The organism is Altererythrobacter sp. B11 (genome assembly GCF_003569745.1).
Taxonomy (GTDB): Bacteria; Pseudomonadota; Alphaproteobacteria; order Sphingomonadales; family Sphingomonadaceae; genus Croceibacterium_C.
This window is the reverse complement of sequence record NZ_AP018498.1, coordinates 1,989,189-2,006,502: the sequence shown is the minus strand read 5'-3', so window position 1 is coordinate 2,006,502 and position 17,314 is coordinate 1,989,189. Positions and strand designations below refer to the sequence as shown.

The following is a 17,314-nucleotide window of genomic DNA, read 5'->3' as shown; positions in this document are numbered from 1 at the left end:
GGCGCAAGGCCCTCGCTTCATCCACGAAGAGGAGACGCATCATGCCTGCAAAATCTAAATCCCAGCAGAAGGCCGCCGGGGCCGCTCTTTCAGCCAAGCGCGGCGACACCAAGAAGAGCGAGCTGCAAGGCGCATCCCGATCCATGTACGAATCCATGAGTGAGAAGGAGTTGGACGACATGGCCAGCACCAAGCGCAAAGGTAAGCCCGAACACGCCAGCTCCTCATGAGCGCAGGAGACACAGCCATGCCTGAAACAGTAGAAATGGTTCACGAGGACGCCCTCCCCGGCCACGAAAGCAAGCTGGAGCCGAAGCCCGAATGGCAACCCCGCTATCCCGGGTCCGGCCGACTGACCGACAAGGTGGCGATCGTCACTGGCGCGGACAGCGGCATCGGGCGCGCGGTGGCCGCCCTTTTCGCACGCGAGGGCGCCGATGTCGTGATTGCCTATCTCTGCGAGCATGACGACGCGGAAGAAACGGCACGCATCGTACGGGAAGAGGGGCGCGAAGCCCTCACCTTCGCAGGCGACCTTGGCGAACAGGCGACCTGCCAGGCGCTGGTGGACGCGACGATCGAGAAGTTCGGCAAGCTCGACATCCTAGTCAACAACGCCGGCGAGCAGCATCCGGACGACGATGTGCGCGAGATCACCGAGAAGCAGCTGCGCCGCACGTTCCAGACCAACATCTTCTCGATGTTCATGCTTACGCAGGCGGCGCTGGATCACCTCGGCGAGGGGGCGGCGATCATCAACACCACTTCGGTCACGATGTACAAAGGGTCCGCCGGCCTGCTCGATTACTCCAGCACCAAGGGCGCCATCACCGCCTACACCCGCTCGCTGAGCGAAAACCTGATCGAGCGGAAGATCCGTGTAAACGCCGTGGCGCCCGGGCCGATCTGGACGCCGCTCAACCCTTGCGGGGGCGCCCCGGAGGAAAAGGTCAAGCACTTCGGGGAAGGAACGCCGATGGGCCGACCCGGGCAGCCCAACGAGGTGGCACCTAGCTACCTTTTCCTCGCTTGCGAGGACGCCAGCTACATGAGCGGGCAGGTGCTGCACCCCAACGGCGGGGTGGTGATCGGCAGTTGAGCAGGCAATCGCGGGCGCTGGAGGCGGGATCAATCCTTGTCGAACAGCGCCCGCAGTTCTTCCTTGGCCTGTTCGAGCTTCGCCCGCTCCGCCTTGGACAGATTGTCGCCCGCCCGATTGATGTAGAAAGTCAGCATGCTCATGGCCGATTGCAGCGGGGTGCCCTTGCGCCTCCTGCTGCCTTCGGCCGACCGCTTCAGGGAGCGGGCGATTGCCTTCGGATCATCCTTGGTGAACACGCCCTCTTCAAGGTCAAGCGCATCGGAATGCTCTGTGACGTCCTGCGACCATTTCTTGGCCATTCTGGATCCTTTCGCGTTCAGAAGTCCGGCAGCGCCTGATCGGCAAAGCCCCAGCCAGCCAGGCCCTTGCCGCCGGCACGGGCAAGCAACTGATCCGCATCACCGATCGTGAAGGCACTGGCTTTTTTCATCTTGCCCAATTCACCCCAGGCGATCGGCGCGGCCACCGGCGCCCCCTCCCGCGCCCGCGCCGAATAGGGCAGCACGGCGGTGGATCCGCGCTGGTTGCGCAGCCAGTCGATGAAGATCTTTCCCTTCCTCTTCGCCTTGCTCATCGTGGCGACGAAGCGGTCAGGCTCCGCCATCGATAAGGCTTCGGCGAAGCGTTTCGAAAAATCCTTGTGTTCATCCCAGCTATGCCCGGTCCGCAGCGGGACAATGACATGGACGCCCTTCCCGCCCGATAGCATGGCAAAGCTCGTCAGGCCCAGATCGGCCAGCCGATCCCGGATGTCCTTCGCGGCGCGCTTCACGTCCTCGAAATCCAGTCCCTCGTCCGGATCGAGGTCGAAGATCATCCGGTCCGGCGCCTCCACATCCATGCTGCGGCTGCCCCAGCCGTGAAACTCGATCGTGCCCATCTGAACGCAGGCGAGTATGCCGCCGACATCCTCGATATAGATGTAGTCTTCCGAGCCACCGCCCTTCTCGCGGATCGGCACATGGTGGACATGAGCCCCAAACGCACCGGTATCGTGCTTCTGGAAGAAGCACTTCTTTGCCCGACCCTGGGGGCACCGCACGAGGCTGATTGGGCGGTTCGCCGCGAAGGCCAGCATGCGCGGAGCAATCCGCTGGTAGTAGTCCGCTAGGTCGCCCTTGGTAAAGCCGGCATCGGGATAGACCACCCTCTCGCGGCTGGTGATCTTCACCTCCTCTTCGGTTTCTTCGGGCGCGGGCTCCGCGGTCTCTGGTTTCACCTCAGCGGCATCCTTGTCTCCACGCAGACCGAGGAAGCTCGCGTGCCGCACGCGCCCTTCTGCCGTGAACTCGGCAAAGGCCACTTCGGCCACCAGCTTTGGCGTGAGCCACGTGACGCCGCGCGCTTCCGTCCTGTCCACCTCCGCCGGGGGCGTCTTGCGTTCCAGCGAGCGGAACTTGCCGGAAAGCTCGCTCAGCGTGTCCGCGTTGAAGCCGGTGCCGACGCGCCCCTTGTACACCAGCTTGCCGCCTTCATGCTGGGCGAGAGCGAGGGAAGCGAAAGGGCGCGCACGGGCAGAGCTTTTCGTCCAGCCGATGATGACGAATTCCTGCCGCCGCGTGCATTTCACCTTCACCCAGCTCTTGCCGCGCCCGGTGCCATAGCGCGCATCGATTTTCTTGGAGATGATGCCTTCCTGCCCGGCGCCGCACATCCGCTCGAACAGCTGCTCGCCCGCGCCGATCACGTGATCGGCGACATGGATCGGCGGTTCGGCACTGCGAAGCAGTGCCTCCAGCTTCTCCTTGCGTTCGATGTTGGGCAGGCGAGACAGATCCTCCCCATCCAGTTCGAGCAGGTCGAAACCATGGAAGGCCAGCGCATCCTGCTCCCCCTGCTCGCCGTGGCCCCGCTTCAGCACCTGCTGAAGCGAGGAGAAGTCAGGGTTGCCAGATTTGTCGTAGGCGACGATCTCGCCGTCGATCAGGCACGGCGGCAGGTCCAGCGCGGCGAAGCTGCGGACCAGCGGGGCGAATTTGTCCGTCCAGTCCTTCCCACTGCGGGTGTAAATCTTCACCTGATCGCCGGCGGCGGCGACCAACGCGCGATAGCCATCGAACTTGATCTCGTGCATCCAGCGGTTGCCGGCTGGAACAGCGTCGACCAGCGTGGCGAGCTGCGGTTCGCGAAATGCCGGTGGTTTGCCGCTGGAGCGGCGGTGCGGCTTTGCCTTAGCGCGGTTGTGGCTTGCGGCCTTCTCCATCTCCTGAGTGAAGGTCGTGCCCTTCTTGCCCTTGAGCGAATGTTCGCCGCCCGCATCGGCGGCGATTTCGGCCATCGAGCGGCCGGTGAGCACGCTGGTGAGGCCCTGCTCCACCAGCGGATCGCCTTCCTGAGCGTAATCATCCGCCACCTTGCGGAGCAGCCAGTTCTCCCGCTTTTCGCCTTTGCGCGGTTTCATGCGCACCAGCAGCCATTCCCCCTTCATGCGCTGCCCGTCGAGGGTAAAGTGCAGATGGCCGTCTTCCAGATCCTTCGCGCTCTTGCCTTCCACCGGCGCCCAGGTGCCGCTGTCCCACAACATCACCGATCCGCCGCCATATTCGCCTTTCGGGATCGAACCCTCGAACTCGGCATAGGCCATCGGATGGTCCTCCGTCCGCACGGCCAAGCGCTTGATGTCCGGATCGGGAGAGGGGCCCTTTGTGACGGCCCAGCTTTTCAGCACGCCGTCCACCTCCAGCCGAAAGTCCCAGTGCAGGCGCGTTGCATCGTGCTTCTGCACGATGAAGCGGCGCCCCGCCTTGCCTCTGGCGCGCTTCCCTGCCGGCTCCGCCGTTTTCTTGAAGTCCCGCTTGCGGTTGTATTCGGCGAGGGGATCCATGCTCATCGCGCATTCTCCTCAGATCGTTGAAGGACGCGCCGTTCTACGAAGCCGAGCACGGTCAGCATGAGGAACCCGACCACCGCGAGCACGATTACCACAGGCCATAATGCAGCGCCGCAGGCGATACCGACCACCGCCGTAAGCCACAGGTGTACGGCGGTGGTGATGTTCTTTACCTCGCCCTTGCTGAACACGATCAGCCCCGCCCCGACGATGCCGATGAAGGCCCCGGTGGCTTCGAAGATGCGCAGGGGATCCATTCGCTCGCCATCCAGCTGCAGGTAGATCGCGATTATCGCCACCGTCATTGCGGCGCTTGTCAGGCAGACGATCCCATGCGTGCGCAGGCCTGCGGCATGGCCCTGCCATTCCCGGTCGATACCCAGGGCCAGCCCGAGCAGCGCCGCCGTGCAAAGCCGCGCCAGCAGATCAAGATCGAGCGCCGACGCGGATACGGGGGCGTTCAGCAGCACGGAACTCAGGCGCGCTTGCGGCTGCGGGACTTGGTGGAGGAGGATTTCGCAGGTGGCTTTTCCTGCTTTACCGACTGCTTGAGCGCGGCCATCAGGTCGATCACATTGTTGCCCGGCTTCTCGGCCGGCTCTTCCACCTCTTCCAGAACCTTGCCGCCCTTCGCCTTGGCTTTCTTGTCGATCAGCGCTTTCAGCGCCGCTGAATAGCGATCGTGGAACTCCCCCGCATCGAAAGGGGCGGTCTTCTTGTCGATGAGAGCGGTGGCGAGGTCGAGCAGTTCCTCATCCGGCTTCGCATCGCCGATGCCCTTGAAGAACTGGTGCCCTTCCCGCACCTCGTCGGCATAGCGCAGCACTTCGAGCAGCAGCCCCTTGCCGCAGGGCTTGATCGCCACTAGCTTTTCCTGCCCGCGCACGGACAGCTGGCCCAATGCAACCTTGTTCGCCTTGCGCAGCGCCTCGCGCAGGACGACATAGGCTTCCTCCGCCAGATCATCCGCGGGCGCCACGTAATAGGGCTTCTCGAAATACAGCGGGTCGATTTCGGGCGCATCGACGAACTGAACGAGCTCAAGCGTCTTCTTGCTCTCCACCCGGACGTCCTCGATCTCCTCATCCTCCAGCAGCACGTAATTGCCCTTCGACAATTCGTACCCCTTGATGATCTCGTCCCGATCGACGGGCCCGACGCCCTGCACCACCTTTTCATAGGAAACGGGCTTGCCGCTCGGCTCGTGAATCTGCCGAAACGAGACCTTCGCGCCGGATTTCGCCGCGGAATAGATTTCCACCGGGATCGAAACCAGCGCCAGCCTGATCTGCCCCTGCCAATAGGCTCTTGCTGCCATGATCGTACCTCTGCCCCATCCAACACGCGAAGGGCCGCGAAGTTTCAGGCTGGGTCAGCCGCGGGTGAGGTAATCCGCGGATGAGAGCACAAGGAGGATCGATATCCACACCAGACCCGCTCCCGCGGCGAGGCGCGCGATCCCATCGCTTTCCCGTAACTCCATGAAGAACCACATCACCAGCGCAGCTTTCGCGGCGGCGATCAGGTAAGCCACCAATGGCTTTGCCGGGCCGAGCGGCAGGAAGGCGCCGCCCACGGTGAGCGCCAGCAGCGCGAGCAAGGCGGCCCAGACGAGCGCCAGCCGGATCACCGCCGGCCTCATTTCACGCCCGCCAGATAGAGCGTGGGATAGAGGAAGATCCACACCACATCGACCAGGTGCCAATAGAGCGCGACATTGCCGACGAGCACGGCCGCCCGGTCCTCTCGCGCCCTGCGGCTCCACGCGGCCCCCGCAAGCAGGAGGATACCGAGGCTGACATGGAGGGCGTGGAGGCCGGTGGCGAGATAATAAAGATCCATGAACAGCTGTTCGATGCGGCCGTCGAAATGGGCGATGGCAGTGGCCGGCATCAGCCCTTCGCTGTATTCGGCGGCATATTCGAAGCCCTTGACCCCCAGGAACGCGAGGCCGAGCACAGCCGCAGCCACCAGCGCGCGCCCCGTCCATCGCGCCTGCCCGGCACGGGTCGCCTCCACGGCCAGGGCCGCAAACAGGCTGCTCGTGAGCAGGATCGCCGTATTGGCGGTCCCCAGCCACAGCTTCAGATGGCCGGCGGCCGCGACATAGTCCGCGCCGTCACGAATACGCAGCGCCATGGCGGCCGCGAAGATGCCGCCGAACAGCATGAGTTCGCTGGCGAGGAACACGAGCATCCCGAACCGGTCCGCCTCGTGCTGGCGGCCGATCTGGTGGAACGGTTCCTTGAGGCCGGCGCTGTCAGCCATTGTCGCGGCTCGCAGGATGGGCCAGCGGATAGTCGTAGGGGCCGCGCACCACCACCGGCTGCTCGACGAAATTGTGCTTGGGTGGCGGGGAGGATGTCGTCCATTCCAGCCCCGTCGCGCCCCACGGGTTGGCCGTCGCGCGCTCGCCGCGGAACAGCGACCAGCCGAGGTAGAACACCGGCAGCAGATAACCGAGGGCGAGCAGCGCCGAGCCGGACGAGGCGATCACCTGCAGCACCTGAAACTGTTCGGGATAGACATGATACCGCCGCGGCATCCCCTCATACCCCATGACGAACAGGGGAAAGAAGGTGATGTTGAAGCCGACAAGGATGATGATCGCCGAAGCGCGCGCAAGGTTTTCGTTGTACATGCGCCCGGTGATCTTCGGCCACCAATAGTGCATCGCCCCGAAGAAGGCGGTCACCGTGCCGCCCACCATGATGTAGTGGAAGTGCGCGACCACGAAATAGGTGTCGTGGACATGCACGTCGATCGCCAGCATCGCCACCATCAGGCCGGTGAGACCGCCGGCCACGAACAGGCCGATGAAGCCCAGCGCATAGAGCAGCGGCGCGCTCAGCTCCACATCGCCTTTGTAGAGCGTGGCGGTCCAGTTGTAGACCTTGATCGCGCTCGGCACGGCGACCGCAATGGAGAGGAAGGAGAACACGGCGCTGGCGTAGAAGGACTGGCCTGAGACGAACATGTGATGGCCCCACACGAAGAAGCCGATGACGGCGATCGCGATGGAGGCATAGGCGACGAACCAGTAGCCGAAGATCCGCTTGTGCGCGGCGCAGGTAATCAGTTCGCTGATAACGCCCAGGGCGGGCAGCACCATGATGTAGACCGCTGGGTGGCTGTAGAACCAGAACAGATGCTGGAACAGCAGCGGATCCCCGCCCAGGTCAGGGTCGAACACCCCGATGCCGATCAGCCGCTCGGCCGCGACCAGCAGCAGCGTGATCGCCAGCACCGGCGTCGCCAGCACGAAGATGATCGAAGTGGCATAATGCGACCAGCAGAACAGCGGCAGACGCCCCCAGGTCATTCCCGGCGCCCGCAGCTTGTGGATCGTGACGATGAAGTTGAGGCCGGTAAGGATCGAGGAAAAGCCGCTGATGAACACCGCCAGGATCGCGGCCACCACGGCGCCATTGGCATAGACGGAAGACAGCGGGGTGTAGAAGGTCCAGCCCGTATCGACGCCGCCCCCCAGCACCACATAGAGCGTCACCAGCCCGGCAACGACATAGATATACCATGACAGCAGGTTGAGGCGCGGGAAGGCCAGATCGCGCGCGCCGATCATCAGCGGAATGAGGAAATTGCCGAAGGTGTTGGGGATGGAGGGGATCAGGAAGAACCACACCATGATGATCCCGTGCAGGGAAAAGGCGCGGTTGTAGCCATCGTTGGTCAGCAGATCGCCCGCCGGGGTCAGCAGATCCAGCCGGATCAGCGCCGCGGCGATCGCACCGACCAGGAAGAAGAAGCTGATCGCAAACAGGTAGAGAATGGCAATGCGCTTGTGATCCGTGGTCAGCAGCCAGGATCGCAGCGTGTGTCCAGCCCGCAGGTAGCTCGGTCCGGAATCCTCCTGCGGGCTCTGAAAGCGGTCCTTCGGCGGCTCGGCATTCATGGCTGGGCGATCCTCCCGTCTGCACTGGGGGCGGACTTGAGGAAGGCGACGAGGTCCGCCACCTCCTCCGCGCTGAAGCTCGCCGCGTAAGAGGGCATGATCCCGCGGAAGCCGGCCACCACCTGCTTGTTGGGCAGCATGATTGCATCGCGCAGATATTGCTCGTCCGCGCGGGTGCGCGATCCGTCAGCGAGCACGACCTGGCGGCCGAATATGTCGGAGAGCGCCGGAGCGAGCCCTTCCTGCGTCCGGTCATGGCAGCCGGCGCAGCCACTGGTGCGATACAGCCGCGCGCCCCGTTCGGCGGCGGAAAGCGCGCCGTTGCCGTTGTGGGCAGCCTGCCATGCGGCGAAATCGGCAGCTTCCATCACGATCAGCTTGCCGCCCATCACCGAATGGTCCGCCCCGCAGAATTCGGCGCAGCGCAGCGGATAGGCGCCCGCACGATCCGCGGTGAACCACAAGGTGCTGTAACGCCCCGGAACCACGTCCTGCTTGATACGAAGGGCCGGCAGGTAGAGGCTGTGGATCACATCCTGCGATGTCATGACCAGCTTGATCGGAGTGCCGACGGGAACGTGCAGATCGTTGATTTCGCGCGCGCCCTCGGGATGCTGGAACTTCCACATCCACTGCTTGGCCACCACGTCGATGGTTACGGCATCCTCGGGCGGCTGGCGCAGATCGAGATAGAGCGAAGTGGCCCAGACATAGAACACCAGGATCATCAGGAACGGGATGACCGACCAGCTCGCTTCCACCCACACATTGCCGTTGGGGCGGTTCTGGCGATTGACCTCTCGCGTGCGGCGATAGCGCCAGGCGAAGACCGCCATCAGCACAAACACCGGGATCGCGAGCAGCCACACCATGGTCCCGAAGGCGGCGGCCAGCAGATCAATCTGCCGGCCATAGGCTGACGCCGCGGGCTGCCAGGGGAAGAAACCGCTCACTGGGTCCTCCGCCGGAGGAAGAGGATGCCGAGGCCGATCGCCAGCACCGTGGCAAAGCCGGCAAGGCGCAGGATCTTGGTGATAGCGGGCGTGTATTGCCCGGTCTCCGGGTCGTAATGAAAGCACACGAGCAGCAGTTGCTGGGCCCAGCCGCCGCCGGTCTTGTCCTGCCGCGCCACCTCAAGCGCCTTGCCCAATTCAGCCGGATCGGGGTCCAACCCGTAGAACCAGCGGGAAAGATGGCCCTGCGGCGTGATCACCGCGAAAGCGGCGGCATGGGCATATTGGCCAATCCGCTCGTCCCACTTGTAGTGATAGCCCAGCGCATCGGTCACATCGCGGATGGCACTCTTCGGGCCGGTGGTGGCGAAGGTGTCGGGCGGCGGCGCGCGGCCGGTTTGCTCCGCCAGTCGATGCAGATCGTCGGCGGCCTCAGCCGGCCCTTCGCGCGGATCGATGCCGAAGGCCACCGTCGCGAAGCGGCCCCGCTCTCCGGCAGGCAGAGCGGCAATGGCATCGGTGATGCCGGACAGTGTGACGCGGCAGAAGTTCGGGCATTCGTGCAGCACTGGCACCAGCAGCAGCGGCCGCCCGTCGGCGATCCTCTGCAGCGAGGTTGGGCGCCCGTTCTGGTCGACAAATGCGCCATCCAGCGGAATGCTTGCCCCGGGATCATTGTCGATCCGGGCTTCCTTGAACGGGTCGAATTGCTGTGCCGCCACCGGAGTGGACAACAGCGCCAGAAGGATCGCCAGCAGCGCCTTCACGGCCTTACCTCCCCTTCGCGTTCGACGGCGCGCGTGGCCGCTTCCATGTCGGCACGGCGCAGGTGCGCCCGCGCCTGCGCCTCGATCGCGCGGCGATGCGCTACCGGATCGACCAGCAGAGGCGGCTTGCTGGCATCGGGAAACACCGGCGGGGGCACGGCGCGCTCCTCCAGCCGGCCGTTGCGGCTCGTCAGCGCGGTGAGCGTGGCCGCTGCGCCCAGCCCTGCCAGCATCAGCGCGAGGAACCCACCCAATCCTGCCGCCACCTTGGCCGGCGGCGCGTCAGTGGGTTCATATCCTCGCTCGCGCACCTCCGCCGGCACCACATCCGGATTTTCCGCGCGCTGGACTTCGGTCTCTTCATGCAAGGCCCGGGTCATGGCCGCACTCCTGAAAGCGCCCGGTCGCGGATGCGTTGGCGCAATGCGGCCGGCAAGGCGGCGAAGGTCGCCAGCGACAGCCCGGCCACGGCGGGACCGAAGGCGGCCAGCGGCGCCAAACCGAAGCCGGGGAATGTGACCCAGGCAATCTCACAGGCCTTACCCAGCAGCACCGCCCAGCAGATCGCCTTCAGCCATCCTGCGTTGCGGCGGGCGACCGCAAACAGCAGCGCGAGCAGCGGCACACCGCTGAGCCCGCTCCACACCCACAACAACACGCCCCAACTGCCGCTGCCGCGCAGCAGATACCAATGCGCGCCAGAAGGCAAATTGCCCGACCAGTTGATGAAGAAGGAGAGGAATTCGAGATAGGCCCACAACAGCAGCAGCGTCAGCATCACGCCGCCGAGGACTCCGGGCCGGGAGAGCGGCCGACCGATCGACAGCCGCAGGAGCAGCAACGCGGCGAGCGCGACAGTCACTTCACGCTCGATAAACTGCAGCCCGAAAGCGGAGGACGCAAACTCCGTGTCCAGCGAGAGGAGCCACACGAAGGCCGCCGCCGTGGCCAGCAGCGGAAGAAGGATCAGCCCCGCGGCGCTCGTCGCCCGGGTGGAGCGGCGGCCGCGCATGCGAGAACCGAGCCAATACAGCGCCCCGAAGCGGCCGATTGTCAGCACCGCGAGGAACAACGGGTTGAGCAGAAGAGCCTGGAAGGCGGTCAGCTTTGCCCCTGCGGCCCATGGGTAGATCGCGCCGAAGCCGATGAGAACCGGGACGAACAACACGCTCGCCCACGGGGTAAGCAGCGTCGCCGCCTCTGCCGACAGGCGAAGCTCCTCGCCCCACGGGCCGGGGATGAGACGCATCATCATCAGCAGGTAGAGCGAACCCGCCGGAACGGCGCTGAACAGCACGGTCGCCCCCAGCCAGCCGAGCATGGCGCCGGGGATGAACAGGCCGGCGAGCAGCCCGGCCGCGACAAGCGCGAGCCCCGCCAGGAACAGCGGCCGGCGCAGGAGGGCGCGTGCCTCAGGCCTCATCACCGTCCCCTTGCTGCGCCCTTTGCAGCACCCGGATCCACGCGACGATCGCCCAGCGGTCGGCCGGCGGCACCCGGTCGGCATAGGAATACATCACGCCGTAACCTTCGGTAATCACGTCGAAGATGTGCTGGTCCGCCACGGCGCGCAGGCGCGGTGCAAGGAAGCTCGGCGGATGGGGGTAGCCACGGCTGGGCACCACTCCGTTGCCCCGCCCGTCCTCGCCATGGCACATGCTGCAATAGATGCCGTAGCGTTCGCGGCCGCGCTTCAGCAGCGCCTCGTCGATCGCCGGCATTGCCGCGGCGGCCGCTTGGCGGGCAGGTGTTCCGAGGTCGATCGTGCCCCCCGGCGGCGGCTGCATGGCCTGCCCGTCGGGGAACAACTCCGCCGCTTCATAGGGATCGTAGCGCGGCTGCTGGACCATGTTCTGGTCACAGGCGGCCAGCGCGAGCGGGAGCAGGCAGACGGCGCCGGCGCGGATCACTGCGGCCCCTCCGGCAGTTCGATAATGGCCGCCGGGTGCAGTGCCGCCAGCGCCTTTCCCGCCTCGTCGCGGTCGAAGCCTTCATCAGCCATGATCGCGAGGAAGAAGCGATCGGGATCGCCCACCCCGAACTCCTCCGCCTCGAACAGCGGATGGTTCAGGCGCGGCAGGCGGTTCGCCACCAGCATGGTGCCGATGCCGCCGAGCACCGCGCCCAGAACCATAAGTTCGAAGGTTATCAACATGAAAGCCGGCACTGCTACCAACGGCCGGCCACCTACCCACAGCGGATAGTCGAGGCTGACCGCCGCCTGCATGGCAAAGCCCGCCACGGCACCCAGCACCCCGCCGACAAGCGTTGCGACCTGCACCTTGTTCTCCGAAAACCCCAGTGCGCGCGCCAGTCCCTCGACCGGGAAAGGGCTGAATGCATCGAGATTGCAAAAGCCCTGCCGGCGCAGTGCAATTGTTGCTTCCAGCAATCGCTCCGGCCGGTCGAATTGGGCGAGCAGAGCGTAGAGCGGCCGGTCACTCATCGGCCGCCTCCTCCACCTCGAAAACGGAGATCACCGGAAGGAAGCGGACGAACAGCAGGAACAGCGTGAGGAACAGGCCGATCGTCCCGGCGAACAGCGACCAGTCCCAGAAGCTGGCGTGGAACAGACCCTCCGAACTCTCCAGCCAGTCGCGATAGAGCGAGCTGACCACCAGCATGTAGCGTTCCAGCCACATGCCGATCGCGGCGGACAGGCCGACCAGGAACAGGATCAGCGGACGGGTGCGCAGGCTGCGCCACCAGAGCAGCTGGAGCGGGCCGAAATTGAACAGCACCGCACCCCAGAAGCTCCAGGCATAGGGTCCGGAAAAGCGGTCGAAGAGCGTCTCCAGCTCGCGCCCGCCGGCCCAGGCCGCGGTGAACACTTCGGCCACATAGCCATAGGCGGTCATCATCCCGGTCGCGAGGGTGAGGATGCCGAGCATGTTGAGGTGATGGTCCTTCACCAGCCCGCCGAGCCCCAGCATGGCGCGTAGCCAGATGGTGAGCATCGACACCACGGCGAAGCCCGAAAATGCCGCACCCAGCACGAAGTAGGGCGGGAAGACCGTGGAGTTCCAGCCGGGCACCGGGCCCGCCGCGAACAGCAGCGAGATTTCGGAATGGACCGACACGACCAGCGGCACCGCGATCGCGGCGGTGGTGCGGTAGGCCTTGTTCCACCGTTCCCAATGATGCGCCGATCCGCGCCAGCCCAGCGCGCCGAGGCCGAAGAACAGCGCCCAGCGCCGCTTCTTCGCCCGGTCCCGCGCCGCGGCCAGATCGGGGATGATGCCGATATACCAGAACAACACCGAGACGATGAGATAGGTGAGGACCGCGAAGAAATCCCAGGTCAGGGGGCTGCGGAACTGCGGCCACACATTCATCGTGTTGAAATAGGGCGCCATCCAGTAGAACCGCCACGGCCGCCCCAGATGCAGGATCGGGTAGAGCCCGGCGCAGGTGACGGCGAACAGCGTCATCGCTTCCGCGAAGCGGTTCAGCGAATTGCGCCATTGCTGGCCCACAAGCAGCAGCAGGGCCGAAATCAGCGTGCCGGCATGGCCGATGCCCAGCCACCAGACATAATTGGCGATGGGAAAGCCCCAGCCGACGGGGATGTTGTTCCCCCACACGCCGGGGCCGTGGCCGAACAGCACGGCGACCGAGACGAAGAACAGCAGCAGCAGCGACAGCGCGAAAAGGAACAGCACCCACCACATGCGCCGATTGGGAAAATGTGCCGGGATGCGCAGGATCCGCTCCGCATCCTCCATCCGCTCCGCCTTCGCGCTCACGCCTCCCCCTTCCCGCCGCGGATGCGTGCGGCATAGGTGGTGCGCGGGCGGGTGTTGGCTTCGGGCAGCAGATCGTAATTGCGCGGGCTCGCCTTGCGGCGGCTGACCGCCGTATCCTCATGCGCGGTATTACCGAACACGATGGCATTGGTCGGGCAGGCAGCCTGGCAGGCGGTGACCACCTCGCCATCGGCAATCGGGCGGTCTTCCTCCTTCGCGGCGATGCGCGCAGTGCTGATCCGCTGGATGCAATAGGTGCATTTCTCCATCACCCCGCGCTGCCGCACGGTGACTTCGGGATTGCGCACCGCTTTCAGTTCGGGCGGATCGTCCCCCGTGAGGTCGAACCAGTTGAAGCGACGAACCTTGTAGGGGCAATAGGCCGAGCAGGTGCGCGTACCGATGCAGCGATTGTAGACCTGCAGGTTGAGCCCGTCCGGGCTGTGGACCGTCGCATTGACCGGACAGCCCATTTCGCAGGGCGCATCCTCACAATGCATGCAGGGCACCGGCTGGAAGGCGTGCTGGGGATTGTCGGGCTCGCCCTGGTAATAGCGGTCAACCCGCAGCCAGTGCATCTCGCGCCCCATCGCCACCTGCTCGCGGCCGACCATCGGCACGTTGTTCTCCGCCACGCAGGCGACGACGCAGGCGTTGCAGCCGATGCACAGATCGAGGTCGATCGCCATGCCCCAAGCCGGGTCGCTCACCTGCGGCGGGTAGAAGCTATCCTTGTGCGGTTCCGGCGGCAGCGCCTCCTCCGGCTGGTCGACGAAGCGGACGAACTCATCGCCTTCCATCTTGAAGTGGTGCTGGGTGGTGCAGACGGGATCGTTCCCGCCGAGCGCAGTGAGCACCACCTCTCCCCGCGCACCCACCAGCGGCCAGGCATTGAAGCCCGCGCCATCGGCCACCGGCCCGCCGCGCGGCCGCCCGCCGCCGAGGTGGAGCAGGATGCTGTGCCGATCCTGCCCGGGCAGGATCCACACCGGTCCTTCCACCGCCGCACCACCCGCGGAAACGCGCACCAGATCGCCATTCTCCAGCCTCCGCTCGCGCGCCAGCGCGGGCGAGATGTGGACGGCGTTCTGCCAGGCGATCTTGGTGAGCGGCTTGGGCAGTTCCTGCAGCCAGGGGTTGCTGGCGAAGCGCCCGTCCCACACCGAAGGATCGGGCCGGATCGACAGCGCCAGCTCCCCGTGATCCTGCCGAGCGCGAACGGCTGCGCTGCCCACCATAACTGGCGGCGGCGGAGAGCCAGCGGGCGCCGGCGCAATCGGCGCGCCCAGCAGCACGCGCTCCCACGCGGTCTCGTCCTGCAACTGCGGCCAGCGAGCGCGGAGCCGCTCCCGCTCCTCGCGCGGGTCGTCCAGCAGGCCGGCCAGCAGCTCTCCGCGAGAGCGCACGGGCAGCCATGGCCGGACCAGCGGCTGCCCGGCGATGATCGAGCCATCCGCCGCTTCGCCATCGCGCCAGCTTTCGAAATCATGCGCCAGCGGTGCATGCCAGTGGCAGAGCGCCGCCGTCTCATCGGCATGCAGCCCGGCGTGGAGGCGCAGCGGAACTCGCCCCATGGCTTCCGCGAAGCGCGCGGCGGCGGGCGAAGCGTAGGCCGGATTGGCATCCAGTACGAACAGGCACTCCACCGCGCCTGCCTGCATCGCCTGCGGCAGATCCTCGAACGCCTCCGGCTGCGGCCCGTCTTGCGGCGGCAGGGCAATGCTGGTCACCCCTCTATTGCCGAGCCGGGCATTCAGCGCATGGGCCTGCGCCCGGGTCGCCGCCGGATGGTGCGGGCCAACGGTAACGAGGCTGCGCCCGCGGTTGGCGCGCAAGGCGGCGGCGGCTTCGCGCACCCATTGCCGCTCTGGCGTGGTCAGCCCCGCATCTCCCGCACCGCCGGCACCCTCCACCGAACGCACAAGCACCTGCAGCAGCACGGGAACGCGCCCCTCGCGCAGCGGCAGGCGCTGCGTTGCCGAAACGCCGGTGATCGTGGGGCTCGGCTCGGCCACGAAGAGCTGGGCGCTGCCATCCCCGCGTTGAAAGGCCTGCCGCCGGGCGCCCCAGCCGCGCGCGTGGAATGTCTGCAGCGGGCCGGGGCCGATCACGTCATGATCCAGCGCGACCACGGCATGCGCCCGCTCCAGCAGCAGGCGTTCGCGCCTCATATCTGCCAGCGGGCGGTGTTCGTGCCAGCGCGCGCCCGGCCAACGCTCAAGCAGGTCAGCGATCTGGCGACGCATGGTAGGCGAGCCGACCGGCCCCGTCAGCAGACGAAAGCCGTCCCCGCCGTTTTCGTCATTGCGGGCGCGCAGCCGCACTATGGCTTCACCCCAGCCATCCCACCCCAGGGGGCGCCCGCGATGCAGCACCTCGCCCGATCGGGCGGGATCGTAGAGGCCGAGCAGCGAGGCCTGAGTGAAGGCGTCCGTGGCTCCGCCCGATGCCGGGTGGGACTGGCTCCCTTCAATCTTGATCGGGCGGCCATCGCGCGTCTTGCCGGTGATCGGATGGGAAATGCCGTCATGCTCCACAGCCGTCGCGTAATACCGCGCCTTGCCGGTCGTCTCGCCGTCCGGCGCCTCGACATAGGGCAGCGCCTCCTCGTTCGGCAGGCGCTCGCAGCCGTCCAGCCCGGCCAGTGCGATCGCGCCGCCCATCAGCTTGAACAAATGGCGCCGCGGCACGGCCGTTATCGAGGGAAAAGCTTCCGCCAGCGCGGCGTGGATTTCCGGCCGATCCGCCAGCTCCTCCAGCGAGCGCCAGGGGCGCTGGACAGGAGAGTTTGCGCCCTCCCCACTCATCGGTGGCAGATCCCGCAATTGTCCAATGTCTTGGTGTTGATGTGATGCGCCGCGATCACCCCTTCGCCAAAGCGACGCGCCTCCGCCTCGGTCCAGCCGAGCGGCTCCATGCGGGTGACCTGATCGGGCGGGCGCAGCCGGCCGGCAGGATCGCGGTGGCATTCGAGGCAGAACTGCATCTGGAACGGCTCTGCCCGGCTCGTCAGCGGCATCCGGTCGATCCGTCCATGGCATTCCACGCAGGCGACGCCGCGGTTCACATGGATGGAATGATCGAAATAGACGTAGTCCGGCAGCTGCGCCACGCGCTGCCAGCGGATCGGCTCCCCGCTGGCATAGCTGTGGCGCACTGGCGCCAGCACGCCGGCGTCGGTCCACAATTGCGAATGGCAGGTCATGCAGGTGTGCGTGGGCGGCAGGCCGGCATTGGGGGAGGTTTCCACCCCGGTGTGGCAATAGCGGCAATCGATCCCGTCATCCGCAACATGGTGCTTGTGACTGAACGGAACCGGTTGATCGCCGACCCAGCCGACGGCCGTGACATAGGGGGAATTGGCATAATCGAAAGCGCCCAGCATCAGGCCAACCAGCACGATCGCCAGCCCGCTCGCCACGAAGCGCAGCCAGGTGTCGGCCGCCGGTGGAAACAGCTGCGCCGTCGATCCCTCCTCATTCGCTCATTCCCGCGGAGGTTACGGCTGAAGCTGCGCGCCCGTTCCCAATTTTTGCTGAATTGTTTCTGAGGCCCTTTTTCGGCGGTTTGTCGCGAGTCTTTCGCAATTCGTCGCCAGTGCGCGCGGAAGCCGGGAACCGATTTCGCAATCCGCGACTTCCGGGCGGTCAGGACGGGGCTGCTTTGCCGCCTCGATAGCAGGAGCCGGGCGAATGCAGGTGCTGGGCACGTATGTGGACGAGGCGAGCTCGCCGCGCAAACTGGTGATCCTCAATCTTTCTCAACGCGACTGCCGGCTTGTTCCCGAGCCCGGTCATCGGCTCGCTGCGGGACGAGTCGATTTCTGGATCGGCGGGCTCGGGCCCTTCTCCGGCCATGCCGAAAATGAAGACGAGACATCGTTCTCGGTCCGTTTTGCGGAACCGTTGGATGAACGGATCGTGCGCCACTTCGCCATCGGCTAACGCCCGCCTCTTCCTCGCGCGGGGGGATTGGCGGTTTCGCTTCCCGCCCCGCCCCGCTA

The 17,314-nt window shown here is 65.8% G+C and carries 19 protein-coding genes; 3 read left to right on the top strand and 16 right to left on the bottom strand.

Annotation, left to right across the window (positions count from 1 at the left end):
- Positions 1 to 41 precede the first annotated feature (41 nt).
- Together AEB_RS09615 and AEB_RS09610 are read left to right on the top strand one after the other, a co-directional pair.
- Positions 42 to 230 (top strand): DUF3008 family protein, encoded by a 189-nt coding sequence (locus AEB_RS09615; RefSeq protein WP_119082994.1) that lies wholly within the window; start codon positions 42 to 44, stop codon positions 228 to 230.
- Positions 231 to 247: 17 nt separating this feature from the next.
- Positions 248 to 1,099 (top strand): glucose 1-dehydrogenase, encoded by an 852-nt coding sequence (locus AEB_RS09610; RefSeq protein ID WP_119082993.1) that lies wholly within the window; start codon positions 248 to 250, stop codon positions 1,097 to 1,099.
- Between the two features lie 29 nt (positions 1,100 to 1,128).
- On the opposite strand, the gene AEB_RS09605 is transcribed toward AEB_RS09610, so the two are convergent.
- Genes AEB_RS09605 through AEB_RS09530 form a run of 16 tightly spaced genes read right to left on the bottom strand, consistent with a single transcriptional unit; the run spans position 1,129 to position 16,732 of the window.
- Entirely contained in the window at positions 1,129 to 1,401 is a 273-nt protein-coding gene (locus AEB_RS09605; RefSeq protein ID WP_119082992.1) for a DUF3175 domain-containing protein, read from the bottom strand.
- 17 nt (positions 1,402 to 1,418) lie between these two features.
- The gene (gene ligD / locus AEB_RS09600) at positions 1,419 to 3,932 is read right to left on the bottom strand and encodes a DNA ligase D (protein ID WP_119082991.1); all 2,514 of its coding nucleotides are present in this window, start codon (positions 3,930 to 3,932) and stop codon (positions 1,419 to 1,421) included.
- Positions 3,929 to 4,402 carry an MgtC/SapB family protein gene (locus AEB_RS09595; protein WP_119082990.1) on the bottom strand — a complete coding sequence of 158 codons (474 nt, stop codon included), beginning with the start codon at positions 4,400 to 4,402 and terminating at the stop codon, positions 3,929 to 3,931. Before AEB_RS09595 ends, ligD begins: the two co-directional genes overlap by 4 nt.
- Positions 4,403 to 4,407: 5 nt before the next feature.
- Positions 4,408 to 5,250 carry a non-homologous end joining protein Ku gene (ku, locus tag AEB_RS09590; protein ID WP_119082989.1) on the bottom strand — a complete coding sequence of 281 codons (843 nt, stop codon included), beginning with the start codon at positions 5,248 to 5,250 and terminating at the stop codon, positions 4,408 to 4,410.
- A 54-nt stretch (positions 5,251 to 5,304) separates the two neighbouring features.
- Entirely contained in the window at positions 5,305 to 5,562 is a 258-nt protein-coding gene (locus tag AEB_RS09585; RefSeq protein ID WP_197714417.1) for a cytochrome C oxidase subunit IV family protein, read from the bottom strand.
- Positions 5,563 to 5,570: 8 nt separating this feature from the next.
- Positions 5,571 to 6,200: a cytochrome c oxidase subunit 3 gene (locus AEB_RS09580; protein ID WP_119082987.1), complete on the bottom strand. Its 630-nt coding sequence runs from the start codon at positions 6,198 to 6,200 to the stop codon at positions 5,571 to 5,573.
- Positions 6,193 to 7,845, bottom strand: a complete 1,653-nt coding sequence (ctaD, locus tag AEB_RS09575) for a cytochrome c oxidase subunit I (RefSeq protein ID WP_119082986.1) — start codon at positions 7,843 to 7,845, stop codon at positions 6,193 to 6,195. The genes AEB_RS09580 and ctaD overlap by 8 nt, the downstream gene beginning before the upstream one ends.
- The gene (gene coxB / locus AEB_RS09570; RefSeq protein WP_119082985.1) at positions 7,842 to 8,798 is read right to left on the bottom strand and encodes a cytochrome c oxidase subunit II; all 957 of its coding nucleotides are present in this window, start codon (positions 8,796 to 8,798) and stop codon (positions 7,842 to 7,844) included. The genes ctaD and coxB overlap by 4 nt, the downstream gene beginning before the upstream one ends.
- Positions 8,795 to 9,565: an SCO family protein gene (locus AEB_RS09565; protein ID WP_119082984.1), complete on the bottom strand. Its 771-nt coding sequence runs from the start codon at positions 9,563 to 9,565 to the stop codon at positions 8,795 to 8,797. The genes coxB and AEB_RS09565 overlap by 4 nt, the downstream gene beginning before the upstream one ends.
- Positions 9,562 to 9,945 carry a hypothetical protein gene (locus AEB_RS09560; RefSeq protein ID WP_119082983.1) on the bottom strand — a complete coding sequence of 128 codons (384 nt, stop codon included), beginning with the start codon at positions 9,943 to 9,945 and terminating at the stop codon, positions 9,562 to 9,564. The genes AEB_RS09565 and AEB_RS09560 overlap by 4 nt, the downstream gene beginning before the upstream one ends.
- Positions 9,942 to 10,988 carry a hypothetical protein gene (locus tag AEB_RS09555; RefSeq protein WP_119082982.1) on the bottom strand — a complete coding sequence of 349 codons (1,047 nt, stop codon included), beginning with the start codon at positions 10,986 to 10,988 and terminating at the stop codon, positions 9,942 to 9,944. Before AEB_RS09555 ends, AEB_RS09560 begins: the two co-directional genes overlap by 4 nt.
- Positions 10,978 to 11,475: a c-type cytochrome gene (locus AEB_RS09550; RefSeq protein WP_231958646.1), complete on the bottom strand. Its 498-nt coding sequence runs from the start codon at positions 11,473 to 11,475 to the stop codon at positions 10,978 to 10,980. The genes AEB_RS09555 and AEB_RS09550 overlap by 11 nt, the downstream gene beginning before the upstream one ends.
- Complete coding sequence (locus AEB_RS09545) at positions 11,472 to 12,011, bottom strand: DUF3341 domain-containing protein (protein WP_119082981.1); 540 nt, start codon at positions 12,009 to 12,011, stop codon at positions 11,472 to 11,474. The genes AEB_RS09550 and AEB_RS09545 overlap by 4 nt, the downstream gene beginning before the upstream one ends.
- Entirely contained in the window at positions 12,004 to 13,311 is a 1,308-nt protein-coding gene (gene nrfD, locus AEB_RS09540; RefSeq protein WP_197714416.1) for an NrfD/PsrC family molybdoenzyme membrane anchor subunit, read from the bottom strand. The genes AEB_RS09545 and nrfD overlap by 8 nt, the downstream gene beginning before the upstream one ends.
- Positions 13,308 to 16,118: a TAT-variant-translocated molybdopterin oxidoreductase gene (locus tag AEB_RS09535; RefSeq protein WP_119082980.1), complete on the bottom strand. Its 2,811-nt coding sequence runs from the start codon at positions 16,116 to 16,118 to the stop codon at positions 13,308 to 13,310. The genes nrfD and AEB_RS09535 overlap by 4 nt, the downstream gene beginning before the upstream one ends.
- Entirely contained in the window at positions 16,115 to 16,732 is a 618-nt protein-coding gene (locus AEB_RS09530) for a cytochrome c3 family protein (RefSeq protein WP_231958645.1), read from the bottom strand. The genes AEB_RS09535 and AEB_RS09530 overlap by 4 nt, the downstream gene beginning before the upstream one ends.
- Positions 16,733 to 17,003: 271 nt before the next feature.
- Between AEB_RS09530 and AEB_RS09525 the strand changes: the two genes are divergently transcribed.
- Positions 17,004 to 17,255 carry a hypothetical protein gene (locus tag AEB_RS09525; RefSeq protein ID WP_119082979.1) on the top strand — a complete coding sequence of 84 codons (252 nt, stop codon included), beginning with the start codon at positions 17,004 to 17,006 and terminating at the stop codon, positions 17,253 to 17,255.
- Positions 17,256 to 17,314: the final 59 nt, after the last annotated feature.

What these genes read in the sequence shown, in the direction of transcription:
- AEB_RS09605 (WP_119082992.1), bottom strand. Translation starts at nt 1,401, where the DNA reads ATGGCCAAGAAATGGTCGCAGGACGTCACAGAGCATTCCGATGCGCTT.
- AEB_RS09555 (WP_119082982.1), bottom strand. Translation starts at nt 10,988, where the DNA reads ATGAGGCCTGAGGCACGCGCCCTCCTGCGCCGGCCGCTGTTCCTGGCG.
- AEB_RS09535 (WP_119082980.1), bottom strand. Translation starts at nt 16,118, where the DNA reads ATGAGTGGGGAGGGCGCAAACTCTCCTGTCCAGCGCCCCTGGCGCTCG.
- AEB_RS09615 (WP_119082994.1), top strand. Translation starts at nt 42, where the DNA reads ATGCCTGCAAAATCTAAATCCCAGCAGAAGGCCGCCGGGGCCGCTCTT.
- AEB_RS09560 (WP_119082983.1), bottom strand. Translation starts at nt 9,945, where the DNA reads ATGACCCGGGCCTTGCATGAAGAGACCGAAGTCCAGCGCGCGGAAAAT.
- ligD (WP_119082991.1), bottom strand. Translation starts at nt 3,932, where the DNA reads ATGAGCATGGATCCCCTCGCCGAATACAACCGCAAGCGGGACTTCAAG.
- AEB_RS09525 (WP_119082979.1), top strand. Translation starts at nt 17,004, where the DNA reads ATGCAGGTGCTGGGCACGTATGTGGACGAGGCGAGCTCGCCGCGCAAA.
- ku (WP_119082989.1), bottom strand. Translation starts at nt 5,250, where the DNA reads ATGGCAGCAAGAGCCTATTGGCAGGGGCAGATCAGGCTGGCGCTGGTT.
- ctaD (WP_119082986.1), bottom strand. Translation starts at nt 7,845, where the DNA reads ATGAATGCCGAGCCGCCGAAGGACCGCTTTCAGAGCCCGCAGGAGGAT.
- AEB_RS09545 (WP_119082981.1), bottom strand. Translation starts at nt 12,011, where the DNA reads ATGAGTGACCGGCCGCTCTACGCTCTGCTCGCCCAATTCGACCGGCCG.
- AEB_RS09610 (WP_119082993.1), top strand. Translation starts at nt 248, where the DNA reads ATGCCTGAAACAGTAGAAATGGTTCACGAGGACGCCCTCCCCGGCCAC.
- AEB_RS09580 (WP_119082987.1), bottom strand. Translation starts at nt 6,200, where the DNA reads ATGGCTGACAGCGCCGGCCTCAAGGAACCGTTCCACCAGATCGGCCGC.